At 72.6% G+C, this 19436-nt stretch carries 16 protein-coding genes; 9 read left to right on the top strand and 7 right to left on the bottom strand.

The features are described 5' to 3' along the window. The 4 genes from ABGB01_RS08130 to ABGB01_RS08115 are packed head-to-tail and all read left to right on the top strand — an operon-like array spanning position 1 to position 5860. The gene (locus ABGB01_RS08130; protein ID WP_347771856.1) at positions 1–1398 is read left to right on the top strand and encodes an extracellular solute-binding protein; all 1398 of its coding nucleotides are present in this window, start codon (positions 1–3) and stop codon (positions 1396–1398) included. Then, positions 1395–2291, top strand: coding sequence for a sugar ABC transporter permease (locus ABGB01_RS08125; RefSeq protein ID WP_347771854.1), 897 nt, complete (start codon positions 1395–1397; stop codon positions 2289–2291). The genes ABGB01_RS08130 and ABGB01_RS08125 overlap by 4 nt, the downstream gene beginning before the upstream one ends. After that, complete coding sequence (locus tag ABGB01_RS08120) at positions 2288–3088, top strand: carbohydrate ABC transporter permease (protein ID WP_347771852.1); 801 nt, start codon at positions 2288–2290, stop codon at positions 3086–3088. Before ABGB01_RS08125 ends, ABGB01_RS08120 begins: the two co-directional genes overlap by 4 nt. Positions 3089–3103: 15 nt before the next feature. Beyond that, entirely contained in the window at positions 3104–5860 is a 2757-nt protein-coding gene (locus tag ABGB01_RS08115; protein WP_347771850.1) for a sugar-binding protein, read from the top strand. A gap of 52 nt (positions 5861–5912) precedes the next feature. Here the strand turns inward: ABGB01_RS08115 and ABGB01_RS08110 are convergent, their stop codons facing one another. The 3 genes from ABGB01_RS08110 to ABGB01_RS08100 form a co-directional block, all read right to left on the bottom strand. Beyond that, positions 5913–6719 carry a dihydrofolate reductase family protein gene (locus ABGB01_RS08110; RefSeq protein ID WP_347771848.1) on the bottom strand — a complete coding sequence of 269 codons (807 nt, stop codon included), beginning with the start codon at positions 6717–6719 and terminating at the stop codon, positions 5913–5915. Positions 6720–6816: 97 nt separating this feature from the next. Continuing rightward, positions 6817–7545, bottom strand: a complete 729-nt coding sequence (locus tag ABGB01_RS08105; RefSeq protein WP_347771846.1) for a Clp protease N-terminal domain-containing protein — start codon at positions 7543–7545, stop codon at positions 6817–6819. Between the two features lie 246 nt (positions 7546–7791). Then, a complete protein-coding gene (locus ABGB01_RS08100) occupies positions 7792–8754 on the bottom strand; it encodes a pyridoxal-phosphate dependent enzyme (RefSeq protein WP_347771844.1) in 963 nt (320 codons plus the stop codon). A gap of 201 nt (positions 8755–8955) precedes the next feature. Here ABGB01_RS08100 and ABGB01_RS08095 point away from each other — a divergent pair, with 201 nt between their 5' ends. Next, a complete protein-coding gene (locus ABGB01_RS08095) occupies positions 8956–9429 on the top strand; it encodes a carboxymuconolactone decarboxylase family protein (protein WP_347771842.1) in 474 nt (157 codons plus the stop codon). A 112-nt stretch (positions 9430–9541) separates the two neighbouring features. On the opposite strand, the gene ABGB01_RS08090 is transcribed toward ABGB01_RS08095, so the two are convergent. Further along, positions 9542–10576, bottom strand: coding sequence for a helix-turn-helix domain-containing protein (locus ABGB01_RS08090; protein ID WP_347771840.1), 1035 nt, complete (start codon positions 10574–10576; stop codon positions 9542–9544). A gap of 97 nt (positions 10577–10673) precedes the next feature. On the opposite strand from ABGB01_RS08090, the gene ABGB01_RS08085 reads away from it, so the two are divergent. The 4 genes from ABGB01_RS08085 to ABGB01_RS08070 all read left to right on the top strand — a co-directional run bounded on the left by ABGB01_RS08085 (position 10674) and on the right by ABGB01_RS08070 (position 16502). After that, positions 10674–11573, top strand: a complete 900-nt coding sequence (locus tag ABGB01_RS08085) for an alpha/beta hydrolase (protein WP_347771838.1) — start codon at positions 10674–10676, stop codon at positions 11571–11573. Between the two features lie 73 nt (positions 11574–11646). Next, complete coding sequence (locus ABGB01_RS08080) at positions 11647–13485, top strand: ABC transporter ATP-binding protein (protein ID WP_347771836.1); 1839 nt, start codon at positions 11647–11649, stop codon at positions 13483–13485. Beyond that, complete coding sequence (locus ABGB01_RS08075; protein WP_347771834.1) at positions 13482–15191, top strand: ABC transporter ATP-binding protein; 1710 nt, start codon at positions 13482–13484, stop codon at positions 15189–15191. Before ABGB01_RS08080 ends, ABGB01_RS08075 begins: the two co-directional genes overlap by 4 nt. Before the next feature lie 453 nt (positions 15192–15644). Beyond that, entirely contained in the window at positions 15645–16502 is an 858-nt protein-coding gene (locus ABGB01_RS08070; protein WP_347771832.1) for a hypothetical protein, read from the top strand. A 5-nt stretch (positions 16503–16507) separates the two neighbouring features. On the opposite strand, the gene ABGB01_RS08065 is transcribed toward ABGB01_RS08070, so the two are convergent. The 3 genes from ABGB01_RS08065 to ABGB01_RS08055 are packed head-to-tail and all read right to left on the bottom strand — an operon-like array spanning position 16508 to position 19404. Beyond that, a complete protein-coding gene (locus tag ABGB01_RS08065) occupies positions 16508–17017 on the bottom strand; it encodes a hypothetical protein (protein WP_347771830.1) in 510 nt (169 codons plus the stop codon). Then, positions 17014–17595, bottom strand: a complete 582-nt coding sequence (locus ABGB01_RS08060; protein WP_347771828.1) for a TetR/AcrR family transcriptional regulator — start codon at positions 17593–17595, stop codon at positions 17014–17016. Before ABGB01_RS08060 ends, ABGB01_RS08065 begins: the two co-directional genes overlap by 4 nt. 21 nt (positions 17596–17616) lie before the next feature. Continuing rightward, positions 17617–19404 (bottom strand): alpha/beta fold hydrolase, encoded by a 1788-nt coding sequence (locus ABGB01_RS08055; protein WP_347771826.1) that lies wholly within the window; start codon positions 19402–19404, stop codon positions 17617–17619. Positions 19405–19436 lie beyond the last annotated feature (32 nt).

Genomic DNA, 19436 nt, shown 5'->3' with positions numbered 1-19436 from the left:
ATGATCGCCCCGACGCGAGAAGGCCGGAGCACGAGATCGCCGGGTTCCAGGACGCTCGCCGCGCTCGCCGCGGCGGCCCTGGCCCTCACGGCGTGCGCGCCCGGCTCCTCGGCCCCGCCGGCGGCCACCCCCTCGCAGCCGAGCGCGTCGGCGGTCCGCACCGACGCCGCGACCCTCGGCGACGTCACTCTCACGGTCTGGGACCAGGAGGTGCGCGGCGGGCAGGCGGCCCAGATGAAACAGCTCAACGCCGCGTTCGAGGCGAAATACCCCAACATCAAGCTCAACCGGGTGTCCCGCTCCTTCGACGATCTCAACACCACCCTGCGCCTGGCGCTCAGCGGCAACGAGCCGCCCGACGTGGTGGAGGCCAACAACGGCCGTTCCTCGATGGGCGCGTTCGTCAAGGCCGGCCAGCTGCTGCCGCTGGACGCCTACGCCGAGGCGTACGGGTGGAAGGAGCGCTATCCGGAGTCGGTGCTGCGCTACTCGCGCTACAGCGCCGACGGCAAGCTGTTCGGCGAGGGCAACCTGTACGGCCTGCCGCAGGTCGGTGAGGTCGTCGGCATCTTCTACAACGCCGCCAAGCTCACCGAGCTGGGCCTGGAGCCGCCGAAGACCTGGGAGGAGTTCCAGGCGGCGCTGGCCAAGGCCAAGGCCGCCGGCGAGGTGCCGATGCAGCTGGGCAACCTCGACAAGTGGCCCGCCGTGCACGTGTTCGGCACCGTGCAGAGCCGCGAGGTGCCCGCCGACCAGATCCGCACGCTGGCCTTCGGCCGCAAGGGCGCCTCGTGGAACACGCCCGAGAACACCAGGGCCGCCCAGCAGCTCGTCGACTGGGTCGGCAAGGGCTACTTCAACAAGGGCTTCAACGGGCAGGGCTACGACCCGGCGTGGCAGGCGTTCGGCAAGGGCGAGGGCGTCTTCATGATCGCGGGCACGTGGCTCCTCGCCGACCTGCAGAAGAACCTGGGCGACGACGTCGGCTTCATCCTGCCGCCGGGCGCCACGGCCGGCGCCGCACCCGTCGCGACCGGGGGCACCGGCCTGCCGTTCGCGATCACGGCCAAGAGCCCGCACCCTGAGGCGGCGGCGGCGTACATCGACTTCATCACCAGCGCCGACGCCATGAAAGTGCTCACCGACACCGGCAACCTGCCCGTCGCCGACACGGCCTCGCAGAAGGTGCCCGAGGGCCCGCAGCAGGACGTCTTCACCGCGTTCGGCACGGTGACCGCGAAGAACGGGCTGGTCCCCTACCTCGACTACGCCACCCCGACGTTCGCCGACACGCTGGGCGCGGCGCTGCAGGACCTGCTGGCGGAGAAGGCGAGCCCGCAGGAGTTCCTGGCCACGCTGGAGAAGGACTACAAGACGTTCGCCGAGAGCAACGGGTGACCCAGCGGACGGGCGCGGCCCGGCCCCCGGGGGAGCCGCGCCGCGTCGCCTACCTCTACCTGCTCCCGGCGTTCCTGGTCTACGCGGCGTTCCTGCTCTATCCGATCGGCCGCGCGGTCCACCTGTCGTTCTTCGACTGGGACGGGTTGTCGCTCGGCCGCTGGGCCGGCCTGGACAACTACGTGGCGATCGTCGCCGACGAGGGGTTGCGGGCCGCGTTCGGGCACGCCCTGGTGCTCATCGTGTTCTACGCGGTCGTGCCGCTGGCCATCGGGCTGGCGCTGGCGGCGATCCTCCACCACGCCAAGGTCCGCGGGCTCGGGTTCTTCCGCACCGTGGTGTTCCTGCCGCAGGTGATCGCCATGGTCGTGGTGGCCGTCGCCTGGCGGCGCATCTACGCCCCCGACGGCACGCTCAACAGCCTGCTCGGCGCGCTCGGGCTCGACTCGCTGACGCGGGGCTGGCTGGGCGACCACACGTTCGCGCTGCCCGCGGTCGGGGTGGTCGGCACGTGGTTCGAGACGGGCCTGGTGACCGTGCTGCTGCTGGCCGGGATGAGCCGCATCCCCGGCGAGCTGTACGAAGCGGCGCGGCTCGACGGCGCCGGGGCCGTCAAGGAGTTCTTCGCCGTCACGCTGCCGTCGGTGCGCGGAGAGATCGCGGTGGCGCTGACGCTGACCGTGATCGCCGCGCTGCGCACGTTCGACCTGGTGTACGTCACGACGCGCGGCGGGCCCGGCGACTCCACGTCGGTGCCGTCGTACGAGGTCTACCACCGGGCCTTCGGGCTGAGCCAGGTCGGCTCCGCGGCGGCGATCGGCGTGACGCTCACCGTCGTGATCTTCGCCATCTCGTTCGGCATCAACCGGTTCGCGGACAGGAGCACCACGTGATCTCGCGCGCTGAGCGGGTGGCCAACTACGTCATCCTGTCGGCGTTCGCCGCGTTCGCGCTCTTTCCCATCGTGACGATCCTGGCGGCCGCGCTCGGCCCCGCCGACAGCGGCGACACGGCCGGGCTCGGCAACTTCGCCGCGGCCTGGGAGATCGGGCACTTCGGCACCTACCTGCGCAGCAGCCTGCTGGTGTCGGCGTTCGTCGTGGTCGTGAGCGTGGTTCTGTCGATCATGAGCGGGTACGCCTTCGGCACCATGCGCTTTCGCGGCCAGTCGGCGCTGTTCTACCTGTTCCTCGTCGGGATCATGATGCCGAGCGAGGCCATCGCGGTCCCGCTCTACTTCGACCTGCGCACGCTCGGCCTGATCGACACGTTCTGGTCGGTGACGCTGCCGCAGGTCGCGCTGTCGGTGGCGTTCGGCACGTTCTGGATGCGGGCGTACTTCCGGGCGTCCAACCGGGCGATCGTCGAGGCCGCGCGCATCGACGGAGCGTCGAGCTGGCGCATCCTGTGGCGGGTGCTGCTGCCGCCGGCCCGGCCCGCCGTCGTCACCCTGACCCTCCTGGTCTTCATGTGGACCTGGAACGAGTTCCTCATCCCGCTGATCATGGTGACCAGCGAGTCGTTGCGGACGGCGCCGCTGGGTCTGGCCTTCTTCCAGGGCCAGTACACCTCCGGGTTCACCCTTCTGGCGGCCGGCTCGGTGATCGTGGCGACGCCGGTCGTGATCTTCTATCTGTTCCTCCAGCGCCATTTCGTCCGCGGGCTGCTCCAAGGGGCGGTCCGCGAGTAGTCATCCGGAGGTTCCATGCGTCCAACAGCCGTGGGCCGGCTGGCCGTGGCGACGGCCGTCCTGCTCGCCGTCCTGCCGGCCGCACCGGCCGTCGCCGCCCCACCCGACTCCCCCGCCTCCCCCGTCGACCTCGGCGCGCTGTTCGTCGGCGCCCACCCCGACGACGAGGCCTTCAGCCTGTCGACGCTCGGGCAGTGGAACGAGGACCACGGCGTACGCACCGGCGTCGTCACCGTGACCAGGGGCGAGGGCGGCGGCAACGCGGTCGGGCCCGAGGAGGGCCCGGCGCTCGGTTTGCTACGCGAGGCGGAGGAGCGCTCGGCCGTGGGCAAGGCGGGCGTGCGCGAGGTCTTCAACCTCGACGACGTCGACTTCTTCTACACGGTGAGCGCCCCGCTGACGGACCAGGTGTGGGGGGGCGACACGCTGGAGAAGGTCGTCAGGATCGTCCGCACGACCAGGCCCGAGATCCTGCTGACCATGGATCCTGCCCCCACGCCCGGCAACCACGGCAACCACCAGCTGGCCGCGCGGCTGGCCGTCGAGGCGTTCTACGCGGCGGCCGACCCCAAGGCGTTCCCCGAGCAGATCAGCCGCGAGGGGCTGCGTCCGTTCGCGCCCGCCCGGCTGCTGACCGGCGGCGGGCGCGGCACCTCCAGGAACGGCCCTGACTGCGCCTCGACGTTCCGGCCGGACAATCCGGCGCAGAACGTGTACGGCGTGTGGAGCGGGCGCGCCTCCGCGGCGCAGGGCGCCACGTGGGCCGCCGTCGAGCGCGACGCCCAGCGTACGTACGCCTCCCAGGGCTGGGCCGGCTTCCCCGATGTCCCGGCCGACCCCGCCCAGCTCGGGTGCGACTTCTTCACCCAGGTGGACGCGCGGGTGCCGTTCCCCGAGCCGGGCACGGACGCGGCGGCTGCGTCCACGGCCATCCTCGACGGCGCGCTGACCAGGGCGAAGGGCGCCGTGCCGCTCGGCACGCTGTTCGCCATGCGGACCGGTACGTTCGACGTGCGCCCCGGGACCGCGTTCACCGTCGAGGTCACCGCGACCGCTCCCCCGCGCACGCCGCTGGGCCGCTCGTCGGTGGCGCTGCGCGTGCCGGACGGCTGGCGGGTCAGCGGGTCCGGCGACCTCGGCAGGCTCGGCCCCGGCCGCGCCGGCGAGGCGACGTTCACGGTGACGCCTCCCGAGGGCGGCGCGGGACAGCGGGCCGGAGAGCGGGCCCGACTCGCGGCCACGCTGACCACCGAGAGGGGCGGCGGCTACACCGACCGCCAGGTCGAGCTCAGCCCCGCCGTCCGCGGTGAGCAGCAGCCGCTCCCCCAGGTCGCCCAGTTCCGCACGTGGGTGGCCGAGGTGGGCGTGCCGCAGTTGCGCGGCCTGGTCACCCCGGTGCTCACGCTGCCGTCGGGCGGCTCCCGGCAGGTCGGCGTCGTGGTCACGAACCTGAGCGAGGACACCCGGTCCGGCACCGTACGCCTGGACCTGCCCGACGGCTTCACCGCCGATCGGGCCGAGGCCGCCTTCGACGACCTGGCGGCGGGCAGGTCGGCGACCGTGCCGTTCACCGTCACCAACTCCGACCCGTCGCTGAAGACCTCCAACGAGGGCGGCGACTACGCCTACACCATCACCACCGGCACCACCACCAGCACCGGCACCGGCACCGGCACCAGCACCGGCACCAGCGAGGACGGCTCCAGCACGAGCAGGCCGGCGCTCGAACTCGTGCCCGCGGCCACCGTCCCGCAGGCCGGTTCCGCGCCCGCCGTCGACGGCGCCGAGGGCGACGGCGAGTACTCCGGCAGCGCCCTCGACGTCTCCCGGCGCTGGGAGGGTGACGCCTGCTCGTCGGCGGCCGACTGCTCGGGCACGGCCCAGGTCGCCTGGCACGACGACACGCTGTACCTGCTGGTCCACGTGAAGGACGACGTGCTCGGCACGCGGCTGCCCGCCTCCGACTGCAAGCGGCACTGGCGCACCGACTCCGTGGAGGTCACGCTGGATCCGCGCGGCACGTCCGAGAACACCTCCACGACGTTCAAGGCCGCGGTGCTGCCGGTGACCACCGAGGGCCCGCCGTGTTTCCTGCGGGACGCCGACCACCACCAGGGGCCGGGCGAGGAGACCGCTCCGGGCATGCGGGTGGCCTCGGCGGTGTCCGAAGGGGAGTACACGGTGGAGATGTCCATCCCGATGGGGGTGCTGCCCGCCGCCGTCGATCCGAAGCACCTCGGGCTCAACGTCCTGGTGTACGACTCCGACACCCAGGACAAGACCGGCCAGACCCGGATCGGCTGGTCGACGTGGGGCGGGGTGCAGGGTGACCCGTACCGGTGGAGCGTCGCGACGCTGCCCGGATACGAGCCGCCGGCGGACCGGCCGACCACCCCGGCCGACCCGGTGATCCCCGACACGGCCCTGTCCAGCCTGGACTCGCCGCAGTCGCTGGAGCAGGCGGTCCGCGTGCACGTGCCGCCGGCCGGCGGCCCCGCGGCCAGGCCGTCGCAGAGCGGCGAGGCCGTCTCCGCGAAGCGCGGTGAGGATGCGGTGAAGGTGCGGCTCCGGGCCGGCGCGGCGGGCAAGGCGCACCTGTTCGTCCGCGACGGCCAGGGCACGGCGGGCAGCCGCGTCGTCACCGTGCCCCGCAAGGGGACGTCGACGGTGACGGTCACGCTGGACCGGGCCCTGGGCGCCGGCCCGAAGGTCGTGGCCGGGTGGGAGGCCACCGGCCGCGGGACGGCCGTCTCGCAGGTCCCCGTGCGCTGACGTCAAGCGGAAGATGAGCGCGTCCCGCTCGGGCGGGACGCGCGACTCGTGTTCAGGGGGTGGCGCCGGCCTCGCGGATGACTTCGTAGCGCAGCCAGAGCATCCCGTCGCCTCCGACATGGGCGAAGAGCAACCGCAGCCGGGTGGGAAGCTCTCCGTCCGCGAGCTGGGGGCCGTCGAAGAGCGCGGGTGTGCCGTGCCCGCCGATGGCGGCGGGGATGACGAGCAGCTGGATCTCGTCGATGAGACCGGCCCGGAGCAGCGCGCCGTTGAGCCCGCCCCCGGCCGTCGAGACGACGCACGTCACCGCCAGCTTGTCGCGCATGCGCCGCAGGGCGGCGGCGAGGTCGACACGTTCCCCGCCGGCGACGAGGTAGGGGATCCGCTCCCGGCGCAGATGGGCCAGATAGGCCGCGGACGTGGCGCGGGCCACCAGCACCAGCAGGTCGAACCCGCCGTTTCGCTTCATCGACCATCGCACCCGGCCCCGGCTGTCGACGACCGTGAACCACTTCTCGTGCCCTGGCCGCTCGACGACCTCCTCGGGCAGGAAGTCCGTGAACAGCGTGTCCACCGGCTCATCGAAGTCTTCGGGCAGTCCGGTCAGCGGCCCGGTGGAGCCGGTGACGAGCGATCCGCTCCCTTCCAGGACCGCCTGCGGCTGGTGCAGACCGGCCAGCAGCGCCGAACGTGCGTCCTCGGCAGCCTGCGCCCCCTCCGGCTGCATGGACCGCCAGATCCGGGCGGCATCGGCCTCCATCAGCAGGCGATCGCTGCGGAGCGTCACTCGCCCGTCGACCGACGTCGACACGGAGACCACGACGCGCGGCCGGGCGGCCGGCCCGGATTCCTGCTCCATGACTGGCCACTCCTCATGCCGGGGGATCTGACGATGGCCTCCTTTCTATCGATGGCCACCGACAGTTACGCGGGCCCCGTTCCGCCCCGGCGGGAGATCATTCCCTGGCCTGCCTGATCTCCTTGATCGCCCGCATGATCTCGCGCTCGGCCGGTTCCTTGGTCACGCCCAGGTCCGCCAGCGCCCGCACCACGGGCCCGTCCTCCAGCGACAGGATGCCGAGCAGGATGTGCTCGGTGCCCACATGGTCGTGGCCCAGCCGCAGCCCTTCACGCAACGTCAGGTCCAGGGCCTTCCTGCCCTGCGCGGAGAACGGGGTGATCATCTGCCGGGGACTCCCCTCGCCCGGCCCGAGCGCGGCCGTGACGGCGTCCTTGACCGAGCCGGGTGACGCGCCGAGCGCCACCATGGTCGCGGCCGCCAGCGCCTCCGGCTCGCGCAGCAGTCCGAGCACCAGGTGGCCGGGCTCGATGTGGTCGTGGCCCCCCGCACGCGCCTCCTCCTGCGCCTTCACGACGACGCTGCGGGCCCGATCGGTGAAGCGGGCGTAGGTGCGCATGTCGGCCGCCAGGTCGGGGCCGCCGTCCTTGGGCACGAAGCGCTTCTGTGCGGCCTGCTTGGTGACGCCCATGCTGCGCCCGATGTCGGTCCAGGAGGCGCCGGAGTGCCTGGCCTGGTCGACGAAGTGGCCGATCAGATGGTCGGCCACCTCGCCGATGTACTCGCCCAGGGCCACCGCGTCCGACAACTCGCCCAGGGGGTCGCCGTCGGGGTGGCGAGTCTTGATCGCGGTGATCAGGTCGTGGAGACGTACCGCACTGTCCATGTCGTCAACCATAGGTTGACGATTGCCGATCGTCAACCTATGGTTGACGATCGATGCTCCCGGTGCCGCTGCGCCCGTCCGCCGGGAAACTCGACACATGTCCAGATATGGGAGAACGGATCGCTAGGCCGCGACGATGGAACGCGCATCCGACCGGCCAGAGACGACCGCAACCCAGCCTGGGGATCCGACGGCCCGACTCCGGCATCGCAAGATTCGGTCGGTCACGAGGCGCCGCGCGGGGCCTTACGTGCGGACCCAGCGGTGATAGACGTCCAGGTCGACGTTGCTGCCGCAGACGATCGTGACCACGTGGCGTCCGGCGAACCGGTCACGGTCCTCCAGAACGGCGGCGACGCCGAGGGCCGCCGAAGGCTCGACGACGAGCCCCCCGTCCTCCAGGAGCATCCGCATGCCCGCGACGATCGACGCCTCCTGGACCAGGACGGCGTCGTCGGCCACCTCGAGGAGGTCGTCCAGGACCTCGGGGATGGGATAGCGGCCGGCGACGCCGTCGGCGATGGTGTCGGCCGACTCGGTGGTGACGACCCGGCGCTCGTGCCACGAGCGGGTCATCGCGGGTGCGCCGAGGGGCTGCACGCAGATCACCTCGACCGCCGGCAGCAGGGCCTTCATGACGTGGCCCACGCCGGTGGCCATCGCGCCGCCGCCCAAGGCGATCAGGACGGCGTCGAACGAGGGCGTCCCGCTCGCCAGCTCCAGGCCGATGGTCGCCGCGCCCTCGCAGGTCTCGATGTCCAGGCTGTCCTCGACCAATCGCACGTCGCGCTGTCGCGCGATGCTCGCCGCCCGCTCGCGGGCCGTTTCGAAGTCGCCCTCCACCAGCTCCAGCTCGGCACCCAGCGCGCGGATCCGATCGAGCTTGGCAGCCGGCGCCCAGCGTGACGCCACGACCGTCACGTCGAGGCCACGGCGGCGACCCGACCAGCCGAGCGCCTGGCCCAGGTTGCCGGCGCTGGCGCACACCGCGGCCGCCCGGCCCTGGCCGGTCAGCCGGCTCGCGACCAGTTCGGTGCCCCGCCCCTTGAAGCTGCGGACCGGGTTCGCCGTCTCCAGCTTGACGCTCACCGTGCAGCCGAGCCGGCGTCCCAGCGTGTCGCACTCGTACAGCGGCGTGTCCAGGAATCGCGGGTCGATCACCTGGCGGGCCGCTCTGATCCGGTCAAGGTCGAGACGCGTGTGGGGCACGACTGAGTCCATAGCTCCATATTTCATCACTCACCGCGCCCATCCAGCCGGACCTCCCTCCGCCGTGCAGGAGCAGCAGGGGCGGTCCGGTGCCGCCGCGCGCCCGGCTCGGCGGGTGGCCCATGTCACACCCGTTCCTGTCACACATCGCCGGGCAGGCCCGTCAATAGGGCGACCAGCAACAACGACAAGGAGCCCACCATGGATGCTCGTCTGAACGTCTTCGGCAACCAGCTCGCAGCCAAGGCGATGAAGCACTTCGTCGCGGTGAGCAAAGTGGTCGCGGACTCGAGCCTGCCGGCCACGACGCGGGAACTGGTGCAGCTGCGCGCCAGCCAGATCAACGGCTGCGCCTTCTGCATCGACATGCACACCAAGGACGCCGCGCACGCCGGGGAGAGCTCGGTGCGGCTCAACCTGGTCGCGGCCTGGCGGGAGGCGACGGTGTTCACCGAGGCCGAGCGCGCCGCCCTGGAGCTGGCGGAGGAGGGCACCCGCCTCGCGGACGCGGCCGTCGGTGTCTCCGACGAGGTCTGGGCGAATGCCGCCAAGCACTATGACGAGGAGCAGCTGACCGCCCTGGTGACGCTCATCGCCACCATCAACGCCTTCAACCGCCTGAACGTCATCACCCAGCAGCCGGCCGGCGACTACCAGCCCGGCCAGTTCGGGTAAGGGGAAGGCCCGGATCCGCCGGCGCCGGAAGGCACCGGCGGATCCGGGCGCGTTCGGCGGTACGTCCCAGGGTGCATGTCCGCCCGTGCGAGGGCCGCACGGCGAGCGCTCCTCACGCGTCGAGGAGCCGCCATGTGGTGAGGGCGATTCTGGCGCGGGTCAGCCCGGCCGGTTCCGTGAGGTCGATGGCCAGGGCCTTGCCGATCTGTTCGAGCCGGCGGGCGATGCTGCTGTGGTGCAGGTGGAGGAGGTCGGCGGCCTGGCGCAGGGAGCCGGTGGCGCAGTAGGCGTCCAGGGTCTCCAGATCCTCCGGGGTGCCGGCCATGCGGGCGATCGCGGCCACGTCGGCGTTGCCGCGCGCGACGTCCGGGGGGATCTCGGCCAGGAGGGCCAGCGCGCCCAGGTCGTCGTAGTGAATGACCGGCCGGCGCGGTGTGGTGTAGCGCAGCGCGGTGCGGGCCTGCTGCCAGGACGTGCAAGGGCTCGCCGCGACGCCGATGCCCGCCTGCACGTCCGCGGGGAACCGGCTCTGGTCGACGGTGGTGGCCAGGATGACGCCCACGCCGCCGAGCGGCGCCGCCTTGACCGGGCGGGACGGGCAGATCAGGCCGCCGACCTGGTCGAGCGGGAGCTGCGAGCGTACGGCGGCGACGCGGACGGGCAGGTCGGCGGCGAATCCCAGCAGCCGCAGCGCCCGGGCTCTGGCGGCCTCCTCACTGCCGGGGCTGATCGCGAGTTCGACGAGGGCGGGGTCGGCCATCGTGGTGCTGGCGGGGCCGTACCTCTCGACGACGGCCGCGGCGGCGATGGCGAGCCGGTCGAGCAGGAGTTCGTCGAGCAGGACGGGAGGGGCGGCGCGTTCGAGCCAGACCGTGCCGATCTCCTCGTCGTCGAGGGTGATCGGCGCCGTGGTGGACGCGGGGGACGGCGGGTCGGCGGCCTGCCTGCCGTCGGGTGAGTAGCGGATGACGCGTCCCGGGCCGTGGAGCCGTATCCCGGTCACGCACCCGGCCAGGTTGGCCGACGCCCGGGCGAGCGCGGGGAGATCCACCCGGCGGCGCATCAGCGTGTCGTAGAACATGACGACCCGGATCGCGCCACCGGCTTCCGTGTCGAGGTGCGACAACCGTACGGCCAGTGCCTCCATGCCCGGAAGGGTACGCGACGATCGGCGCGCGACCCAGCGGTGATCGGCGACGGTTGGCGGATGATGGCGCGGGGCGGCAGCGGCCAGGATGAGCTGCATGGATCCCGAACTGGAAGCCTTCATCCCGCTGTTCCCCCAGTCGGATCTTCGTGATCCGATCGCCGAGCGGCAGGATTTCGCCGCCCTGGCCGCCGCGGTGGCGCCGCCGGACACCTCGGACCTGGAGATCGAGGACCTCATGGTGCCCGCCGATCCTGACGTGCCGGTGCGCGTCTACCGCCCCCGGCAGGCGGCGCAGGGCGCCGTCGTGTGGCTGCACGGCGGCGGCTGGGTCATGGGCGACCTGGAGACCGAGCATCCCTGGGCCGCCCGGCTCGCCGGCGTCTCCGGCACGGTGGTGATCTCGGTCGGCTACCGCCTGGCCCCCGAACACCCCTTCCCCGCCGCCCTGGACGACGCCTACGCCGTGCTCCGCTGGACGGCCGAGCACGCCGCCGGCCTCGGCCTGGACCCTGCCCGCATCGCCGTCGGCGGCCACAGCGCCGGCGCCGGACTGGCCGCCGGCATGACCCTGCGGGCCCGCGACGAGCACGGCCCGTCCATCCGCTTCCAGCTGCTCAACCAGCCCGGCCTCGACGACCGCCAGGAAACCTGGTCCGCCCGCGCCTTCACCGACACCCCCTGGATGAACCGCGACAAGGTCACCGCCGCCTGGCGCCACTACCTCGGCGACGCCCCCGCCACCCCCTACGCCGCCCCCGCCCGCGCCGGCGACCTGACCGGCCTGCCCCCGGCCTACATCGCCACCGCCGAACTGTGTCCCAACCGCGACGAGGACATCGCCTACGCCGCCCGCCTGCTCCAGGCGGGCGTCTCGGTCGAACTCCACCAATGGCCCGGCACCTTCCACGGCTCACAGGCCATCCTGTCCGCCGAGGTCTCCCAGCGGCAGATCGCCGAGCTCGGCGCCGCGCTCCACCGCGGCCTGTCCGGGTGACGCCGCCCGGGGAACGCGGCCACGGCCTCGACACGGCCCTGGTCGCGACGAGATCCACGAAGACGGGAGACTCATGACCGCCACCGACCTCGCCCAGGCCGGGGAGCAGTCCGCCCCACCACCGGGCGCGGCTTCCGGGCCGGGACAGAGCATGGCACGGCTGCTGCGCCCCTACGGATGGGGTTTCGCCGCTGTCGTCCTGTCGCAGGTGATCGGCTCCGTCGCGGGCCTGGCGCCGCTGCTCGCGGTCGTCGAGCTGGGCCGTGTCCTGCTGTCGCCGGGCCCCGTCGACCACGGCCATGTCTGGTTCGTGGTGATCGCTGGCGCGGCCGGGCTGCTCGTCCGGCTGCTGTTCACGGCCGCCTCTTCGGGGATCGGGCACGTCATCGACGGCCAGGTGCAGCTGACGTTCCGCCGGCAGCTGGCGGAGCGGCTGGGGCGCGTACCGATCGGCTGGTTCTCCCGGCGCGGGACCGGAGAGCTGGCCAAGGTGGTGGGTGAGGACGTGAGCGCCGTGCACCCGTTCATCGCCCACTCCCCCGGCGAGCTGGTCTCCGCCTTCGTGGTGCCGCTGGTGTCGCTGGTCTACCTGGCCACCGTCGACTGGCGGCTGACGTTGATCACGCTGATCCCGGTGGCCATGGCGGTGTCGCTGGTCCCGCTCATGATGCGGCCCGCCCGGCTGCGCGAGCAGGAGGAGTTCGACGCGGCCATGGGGCGGATCGCGAGTTCCGCCGTCGAGTTCGTCCAGGGGATCGCGGTGGTCAAGACGTTCGGCGGGTCCGGGCGCGCCCACCGCAAGTTCCTCAAGGCCGCCGACGATTTCGTCAGCGTCTTCTTCCGGTGGGTGCGCAGCATGTCCCTGATCGCGGCGGGCATGCAGCTGGCGCTGTCGCCGCCGTTCGTGCTGCTGGTCGTGCTGGTCGGCGGGGCGGCCCTGATCACGTCCGGCGGCCTGGCCCCGGCCGGCCTGCTGCCCTTCCTGCTGCTCGGACTGGGCCTGACCGCGCCGGTGGCGGCCCTCGGCCACGGCTTCGACGACCTGCAGGCCGCCAGGCGGGCGGTCGGCCGGATCAAGGACGTGCTCGAGGTGCCGTCGTTGCCGGAGCCGGACGACCCGGTCGCGCCGCGGGGGCACCGGGTGGAGTTGCGTGACGTCCGGTTCGGTTACGACGACGGCCACGAGGTGCTGCGCGGGATCGACCTGGTGCTCGAACCGGGGACGGTGACCGCGGTCGTCGGACCGTCGGGAAGCGGGAAGTCCACGCTGGTCCAGCTGCTGCCGCGGTTCTTCGACCCGGCCCACGGCTCGGTCCTCCTCGGCGGCGTCGATCTGCGCGAGCTCGGCAGCCGGGAGCTCTACCGGAGGGTCTCCTTCGTCTTCCAGGACGTGCGCCTGCTGCGCGCCTCGGTCGCCGACAACATCACCCTCGCGGTGCCGCACGCCGACCGCGACGACGTGGTCCGCGTCGCCCGGCTGGCCGGTATCCACGATCGCATCCTTGAGCTGCCGCGGGGATACGACACCGTGCTCGGGGACGACGCGCGGCTGTCGGGCGGCGAGGCGCAGCGCATCTCGATCGCCCGCGCGCTGCTGGCCGACGCGCCCGTTCTGGTGCTCGACGAGGCGACCGCGTTCGCCGACCCGCGGACCGAACAGGCGGTACGCCGGGCCCTGGCGACGCTGGAGGGCGATCGGACGATCCTGGTCATCGCCCACCGCCTGGAGACGGTCGCCGACGCCGACACCGTCGTGATGCTGGAGAACGGGTCGATCGTCGAACGCGGCAGCCCCGCCGAACTCCTGGCACGGAACGGAAGGTTCGCCGCGTTCTGGCGATCCCACCGATCGGCGGTCGCGGGCACGAGCGGCACCACCGGTGACGTACGACAAGGAGATGAGCCCCGATGATCCGCATGCTGCTGCGCGTGCTCGGACACGAGTACGCCGGGACGATGCGCCGCACCATGGCCCTCATGACGATCACCGCGACGGCCGAGGGCCTGTCCTACGCGCTGCTGGTTCCCGTGCTGCGGGCGCTGCTCGGGGACACGCCCGGAGACGCCTGGCCGTGGCTGGCCGCGTTCGGGGCCGCGGTCGCCGTCTACGCCGTGCTGCGCTACACCAGCGACCTGTCCGGCATGCGCGTCGGGACCACGATGGTGCGCGGCCTGTACCACCGGCTCGGCGAGCATCTGGCCCGCCTGCCCATCGGCTGGTACACCGCCGGCCGGGTCGGCGAGGTGTCCCTCATGGCCGGTCGCGGGCTGCTGGCGGCGATGAGCGTGGCGGCGCATCTGCTGGCGCCGTTCATCTCCGCCGTGGTGACTCCCCTGGCCATCGTCGCCGTGATGCTCGTCTTCGACTGGCGCATGGGGCTGGCCGCGCTGGCCGCCGTGCCCGTCGTGGCCGCGATCCAGATCTGGACGGCCCGCTCGATGGCCGCCACCGATGACGAGCGCCACGAGCGCGACCACGAGGCGGCCGGGCGGGTCATCGAGTATCTCCAGGCCCAGCCGGTGCTGCGGGCCGGCGGCCGCACCGCGGAGCGCTTCGCGCTGCTCGACGACTCCCTGCGGGGAGTCCAGCGCGCGTCCCGGCGTAGCGTGCTGGCGACGCTGCCCGGCATGGTGGGGTTGACGCTCGTCGTGCAGGCGATCTTCACCGTGCTGCTGGTCCTGGGCGCCTACCTCGTGCTCGGCGGGTCCATCGGCGCGGCGGAGGTGCTGACGATCCTGGTGCTGGCCGCCCGCTGCGCCGACCCGCTGCTGTCGCTGTCGGACATCGGCGGCCGGCTGCGCGGCGCCCGGTCCGAGCTGGACAGGCTCGACAAGGTGTTGCGCGCCGAGCCGCTGCCGGAGCCCGCCGACCCGATCGAACCGGCGGGCCATGACCTGGAGCTCGCGTCCGTCACCTTCCGGCACGGCGACCGTACGGTGTTCGACGACGTGTCGTTGTCCGTGCCGCAGGGACAGCGGCTCGCCGTCGTCGGGCCGTCGGGCGCGGGCAAGAGCACCCTGCTGCAGTTGCTCGCGCGGTTCTACGACGTGGACGCGGGCGCGGTGCGCGTGGGAGGGGTGGACGTGCGCTCGATCGACACGGAGGTGCTGATGGCGCGGATCGCCGTCGTCTTCCAGGACCTCTACCTGTTCGACGGCACGATCGAGGAGAACGTACGTCTCGGCCGCCCCGACGCCGGCGAGGCGGAGGTGCGGGCGGCGGCGGCCGCGGCGGGGCTCGGCGAGGTGATCGAGCGGCTGCCCGGCGGATGGGCGACCAACGTCGGCGAGGGCGGCGCGTTGCTGTCGGGCGGCGAGCGCCAGCGGGTCTCGATCGCGCGGGCGCTGCTGAAGGACGCGCCCATCGTGCTGCTGGACGAGGTGACCTCAGCGCTGGACCCGGAGAACGAGGCGGCCGTCCACGAGGGGATCGAGCGCCTCATGGCGGGCCGGACGGTGGTGATGGTGGCGCACCGCATGCGGACCGTCCGGCGTGCCGATCGTGTCGTCTTCGTGGACGGCGGCCGGATCGTCGAGGACGGCGGTCACGACGAGTTGCTGCGCCGCGGCGGACGCTACGCGGGGTTCTGGGAGATCTCCATGACGCCGGTGCGCTGAACGCTTGCACGGTGAGCAACACGACGCGAGCGTCGGCGGCATGACCGCCTGGACGCTCGGCTCGTCCCTCGCGCTGATCGGTCCAGCATCCTGCTGGTGAGCAGGCACACCGGCGTTTTGAGGAAGAGACCGGCAGGTGCGAGCTGCCGGCCTCGGGTGTCCTGCTCGGCGCCGTCGCGGTGAGGGGTGGCGATCGGCACCCAGGTCAGCACTCCTGGTAGGTTTTCTGTCGGCCAGGACGGCGGCATGGTGGGAGACATCGCCGGACACTACGTGAGAACACCCGATGATCTCTGATCAGCGCGTCGGCATCGGAGTCGATCCGCCTCCTGGAGTCAGCCGGCGCCCCCGCCCTCCGCCGATCCCCGTCAGAGCCGACCCGCGGCATCGCTCTACCGGAAAGCATCCGCAACCGTGCGCACAACGTCCCTCATCGCCATTGCCCTCCTGGCAGTGACCGCTACGGGTTGCGGGCTGCCGTCTCTCACACCGCCCACCGAGCAGGCTCGGCCGACCGCCTCAGCCCGCGGGTCGTCCCCCGTCACGCCATCGACGTCACCGGTTTCCACCGGCCTCACGATCGCCGACGCCGAGCGGGGCGCCGCGAGCTGGCTGGCCGAACACAACCGGACGGTCAAGGACCGCGACTGGTGGGACGACTCATCCGCGATCGACAAACTGTTCTGGGACGGCACCAGGCACGAAGCGGTGCTCGACCAGTGGGCCGTGAAGAACGGCGACAGGAGGAAGGAACGCGAACCGATCCGCCTGACCAGGCAGGTCTTCTACGTCCCTCGCGAGCAGGCGTTGCCCGGCGGACAGTGGTTCCTCCTCCAGGCCACGTACGCGGGCCAGGACCGCCCGCACATCCTGGCGTTCTGGCGCCCCGAGGGCGGAGCGTTCAAGCTGGCGGCCAAGAGCCCGTTGCACCACGGCCAGCGGATGCCCGAGCCGCGGCGAGACGCCGAGGGTTACGTCACCGCCATGCCAGCCCTCGCCGGCAGGCAGGTCGCCCAGGAGTACCTGGTGTTCTGGGATTACGACAGGCACGATCAGGAGGGCAGGAAGGGCTACCGGCTGGCCAAGGACAACCACAGCAGGCGCGCCTATCGCACGGTCTCCAAGGGCGCGTACATGGCTTATCAGTCCTACAGCCGCCCGTACGGGTTCCGCACCGCGGACGGCGGTTCATTTCACGTCTTCAGCCTGCTCAACGACCCGCAGCACATCTCGGCCGTCCTCACCTTGGGCGTGTCCACCCGGGGGAAGGGCAAGGCGCTCCACGAGATCGCCGCCGACTGGTACGCCTGAGCCCTTCACGCGGGCTGCAGGTAGGAGAGCAGGAGCTTGATCAGGAACACCGGCGTGAACCAGGCGACGGCCTGCGGGACGGTGACGAGCGTGAGGCCCAGCACGGCGATCGCGAAGGCCGCCGGGTGGCGCGCGCCCGGCGGCGCGACCTGCAGGACGGCGGCCCCTCCCCACGCGATCAGGTAGATCGCCAGGGCGGCGCCCCAGGTGAACCCCGGGACGAGCCACGCCATGAGGAAGGGTTGGACATGGATGCCGACGAAGATCAGGTGATGCCTGGCCGTCCGGCCGGGGGCGTGGTATTTGCGCTTGGCCGCCGCCGTGGCGTTGACGACGGCTCCGCCGTACAGGTCGAGGGCGATGATCGTGACGACCACGACCGCCGGCCAGGGCCAGTGCGCGCCTGAGGCCCGGTGGAGCGCGAGCGCCGCGCCGGCCACGGCCGCGCCGTAGCAGAGGAGCCGGTCGACGCCGGTCGCGCCGGGCGCTATCAGGACGTCGTCGATCCGGCTCATCGCAGGCTCCGTACGCAGATCTGGACGATCGGCCCGGCCAGCTCGCCCAGGTCGAGCTCGGGGTCGGCGAGGCACTGCACCAGGCAGCCCTCGACCGCGCCGACGATGACGGCGGCGACGTGATCGGGGTCGAGACCGGGGCGGATCGCGGCCTCGCGCAGCAGCCGGGCGACAGTCGTGCGGTAGTCGCGGTAGAGGCCCGCCATGTCCAAGCCCGCCATGTCCGAGGGGGTGTTCCACACGTCGAGCTGGACGCGGGCGAGGTCGGCATCGGCGACCAGCATCGTCAGCGTGGCGCCGATCAGCCTCTCCAGCCGGTCGAGCGGGTCGAGCGGGTCGCCGTCGGAGCCGGCGGCGGTCAGCAGCGCGGCGACCCGGGCGGCGTGCGCTTCGAACGCGGCCTTCAGGAGCGCGTCGCGACTGTCGAAGTACAGGTAGACGCTGCCCTTCGCGATGCCCGCCTCAGCGGCCACGTCGTCGATGCGGGTGGCCGCGAAGCCCTTGCGGGCGAACATCCGGACGGCGGCGGCCAGGATCTGCTGCCGCCGCTCGGTCTTGTCGACTTTCCTCGGGGTCATACCACAATTATGACTGACCAGTCAGTCATAATCAAACCCCCCGTTGGCGGCGGCGGCAACGGGGGCGGGGTGGGTGAGCTGCGGGTGGTGCCCCGTCCCCTTGACGATGGTGACCGGAACGTCGAGGGCGTCGCCCACGAGCGGGTCGTGTTCGCCGGCGATGACGCGTACGGGCACCGGGCAAGTGGCCGCCAGCGCGCGCAGTTCGGCCCGCTCGGCCTGCCGCTGTGCCTGGGCCAGCCGGCGCGCGGTGCGCCGCGCGACGCCAGGACGCCGCACCTGCGCGGCCGCGCTTTCCAGCGCCGGCCCGGCGGCGGCGCCGGGGCCGAGCAGCGCCCTGGCGAGCCGCGCGGCTGAGGCCGTCCGCAGCAAGGGGCCGACGAGCAGCGCAGCGCGCAGGTGCCATGGCGGGCGGCGCTGGAGGAAGTAGGGCGAGACGAGCACGAGCCCGGCGAGCCGTTCGGGGTGGGCGTGCGCGTAGCGCAGCGCGGGCGCGGCGCCCGCCGAATGTGCCACGAGGACCGGGCGGGTCCGTACGGGAGCCAGGAGCGCGGTGAGCCAGGCGGCGGGATCGGCGGCGGAAGGGGCGGAGCGGCCGAGCCCGGGGAGGTCGGCCACCAGGGCGGCGCCGTCGAGCCCGGGCAGCACGCCCTGCCAGCTCTCCGCGTCGAGCGGCAGGCCGTGGAGCAGCACGTAGTCCGGGGACAGGCGATCCCCGGCGAGGTAGGTCGCGCTTCCCGCGACGAGCTCGAACCCGCCTTTCAGCGCGGGTCCCGCGCGGCCGAAGCGGTCGGCGACGAGCCGGCCGGCCCAGCGGCGCAGCGCCTCCCGCACCGGCGGGTGGGCGAGCCCGGCGGCCTCGGCCAGCGCGCCGGCCGACGAGGTGTCATAGCGGTCCTCCGACATGAAGGTCAGCGACTCGGGCTCGGCTCCGGTCAGCGCGCGGGGCAGGCGGCGGACGAGTCCGGCCGGCAGGAGCACGCGCGGGGCACGCAGGCCGAGGTGCCGTGCCAGCAGCGCCACCAGTTCGGGCAGCTCGGGGGTGTCGTCGTCGAGGACCCAGTGCGCGCGGAAGGGCCCCCGATCATGCTCTGGTACGGCGGCCAGGAAGCGGGCCAGGTGGTCGGCGGTGACCACGGGCACGTACGTGTGCCGGGAGCCGGGCAGCGCCGGGAGCCGTCCCGACCACAGGCGCTCCACCAGGCCGGCCAGGCCGAGGTACTGGCCGGACTCGCCGGTGGCCGAGTGGCCGATCACGGTGGCGGGATTGACCACCGTCAGGGGGACGCCCTGTTCGGCCGCCGCCCTCCGCACCGCGGCGTCGCCCTCGCGCTTCGAGGCCTCGTACGCGCCCAAGCGCCGGTAGAGCGCGGCCAGGTCGTGCTCGGAGTGCGGCTCGGCCGTCCCCACGCGGTATCCGGAGATGTGGACCAGGCGCCGCAGGCGCGGGCGGGCGGCGGCCCAGCGCAGGACGTTCACGGCGCCGTCGACGTTGACCCGCCGGGCCTCGTCACGGCCCAGGCGGAAGCGGTAGACGCCGGCGGTGTTGAAGACGTCCCGTACGGAGTCCAGCCGGGTCTCGTCCTGCGGCGCGAGCGCGAGGCCCGGCCGGGTGACGTCGGCCGCGACGACGGTGAGCCGCTGGTCGCTCACGTCGTGCGCACGCAACCAGGCCCGCAGATCGACGGCGCGGGCGGGGCCGCCGCGGACGGTCACGGCGACCGGCCGCCCCGCGGAGAGCAGCTCCGCCGCCAGCCACCGGCCCATGAAGCCCGTCGCCCCGGTGACCAGAGTGTCCGGTTGATCCATCTTGAAGCTCCCTCTAGACCGATCTACATATT

This window comes from Nonomuraea sp. B5E05 (assembly GCF_039880665.1).
In the GTDB taxonomy this organism is placed as follows: Bacteria; Actinomycetota; Actinomycetes; order Streptosporangiales; family Streptosporangiaceae; genus Nonomuraea.
Note: the sequence above shows the minus strand (reverse complement) of the source record. Positions and strands in the feature narration are given on the sequence as shown.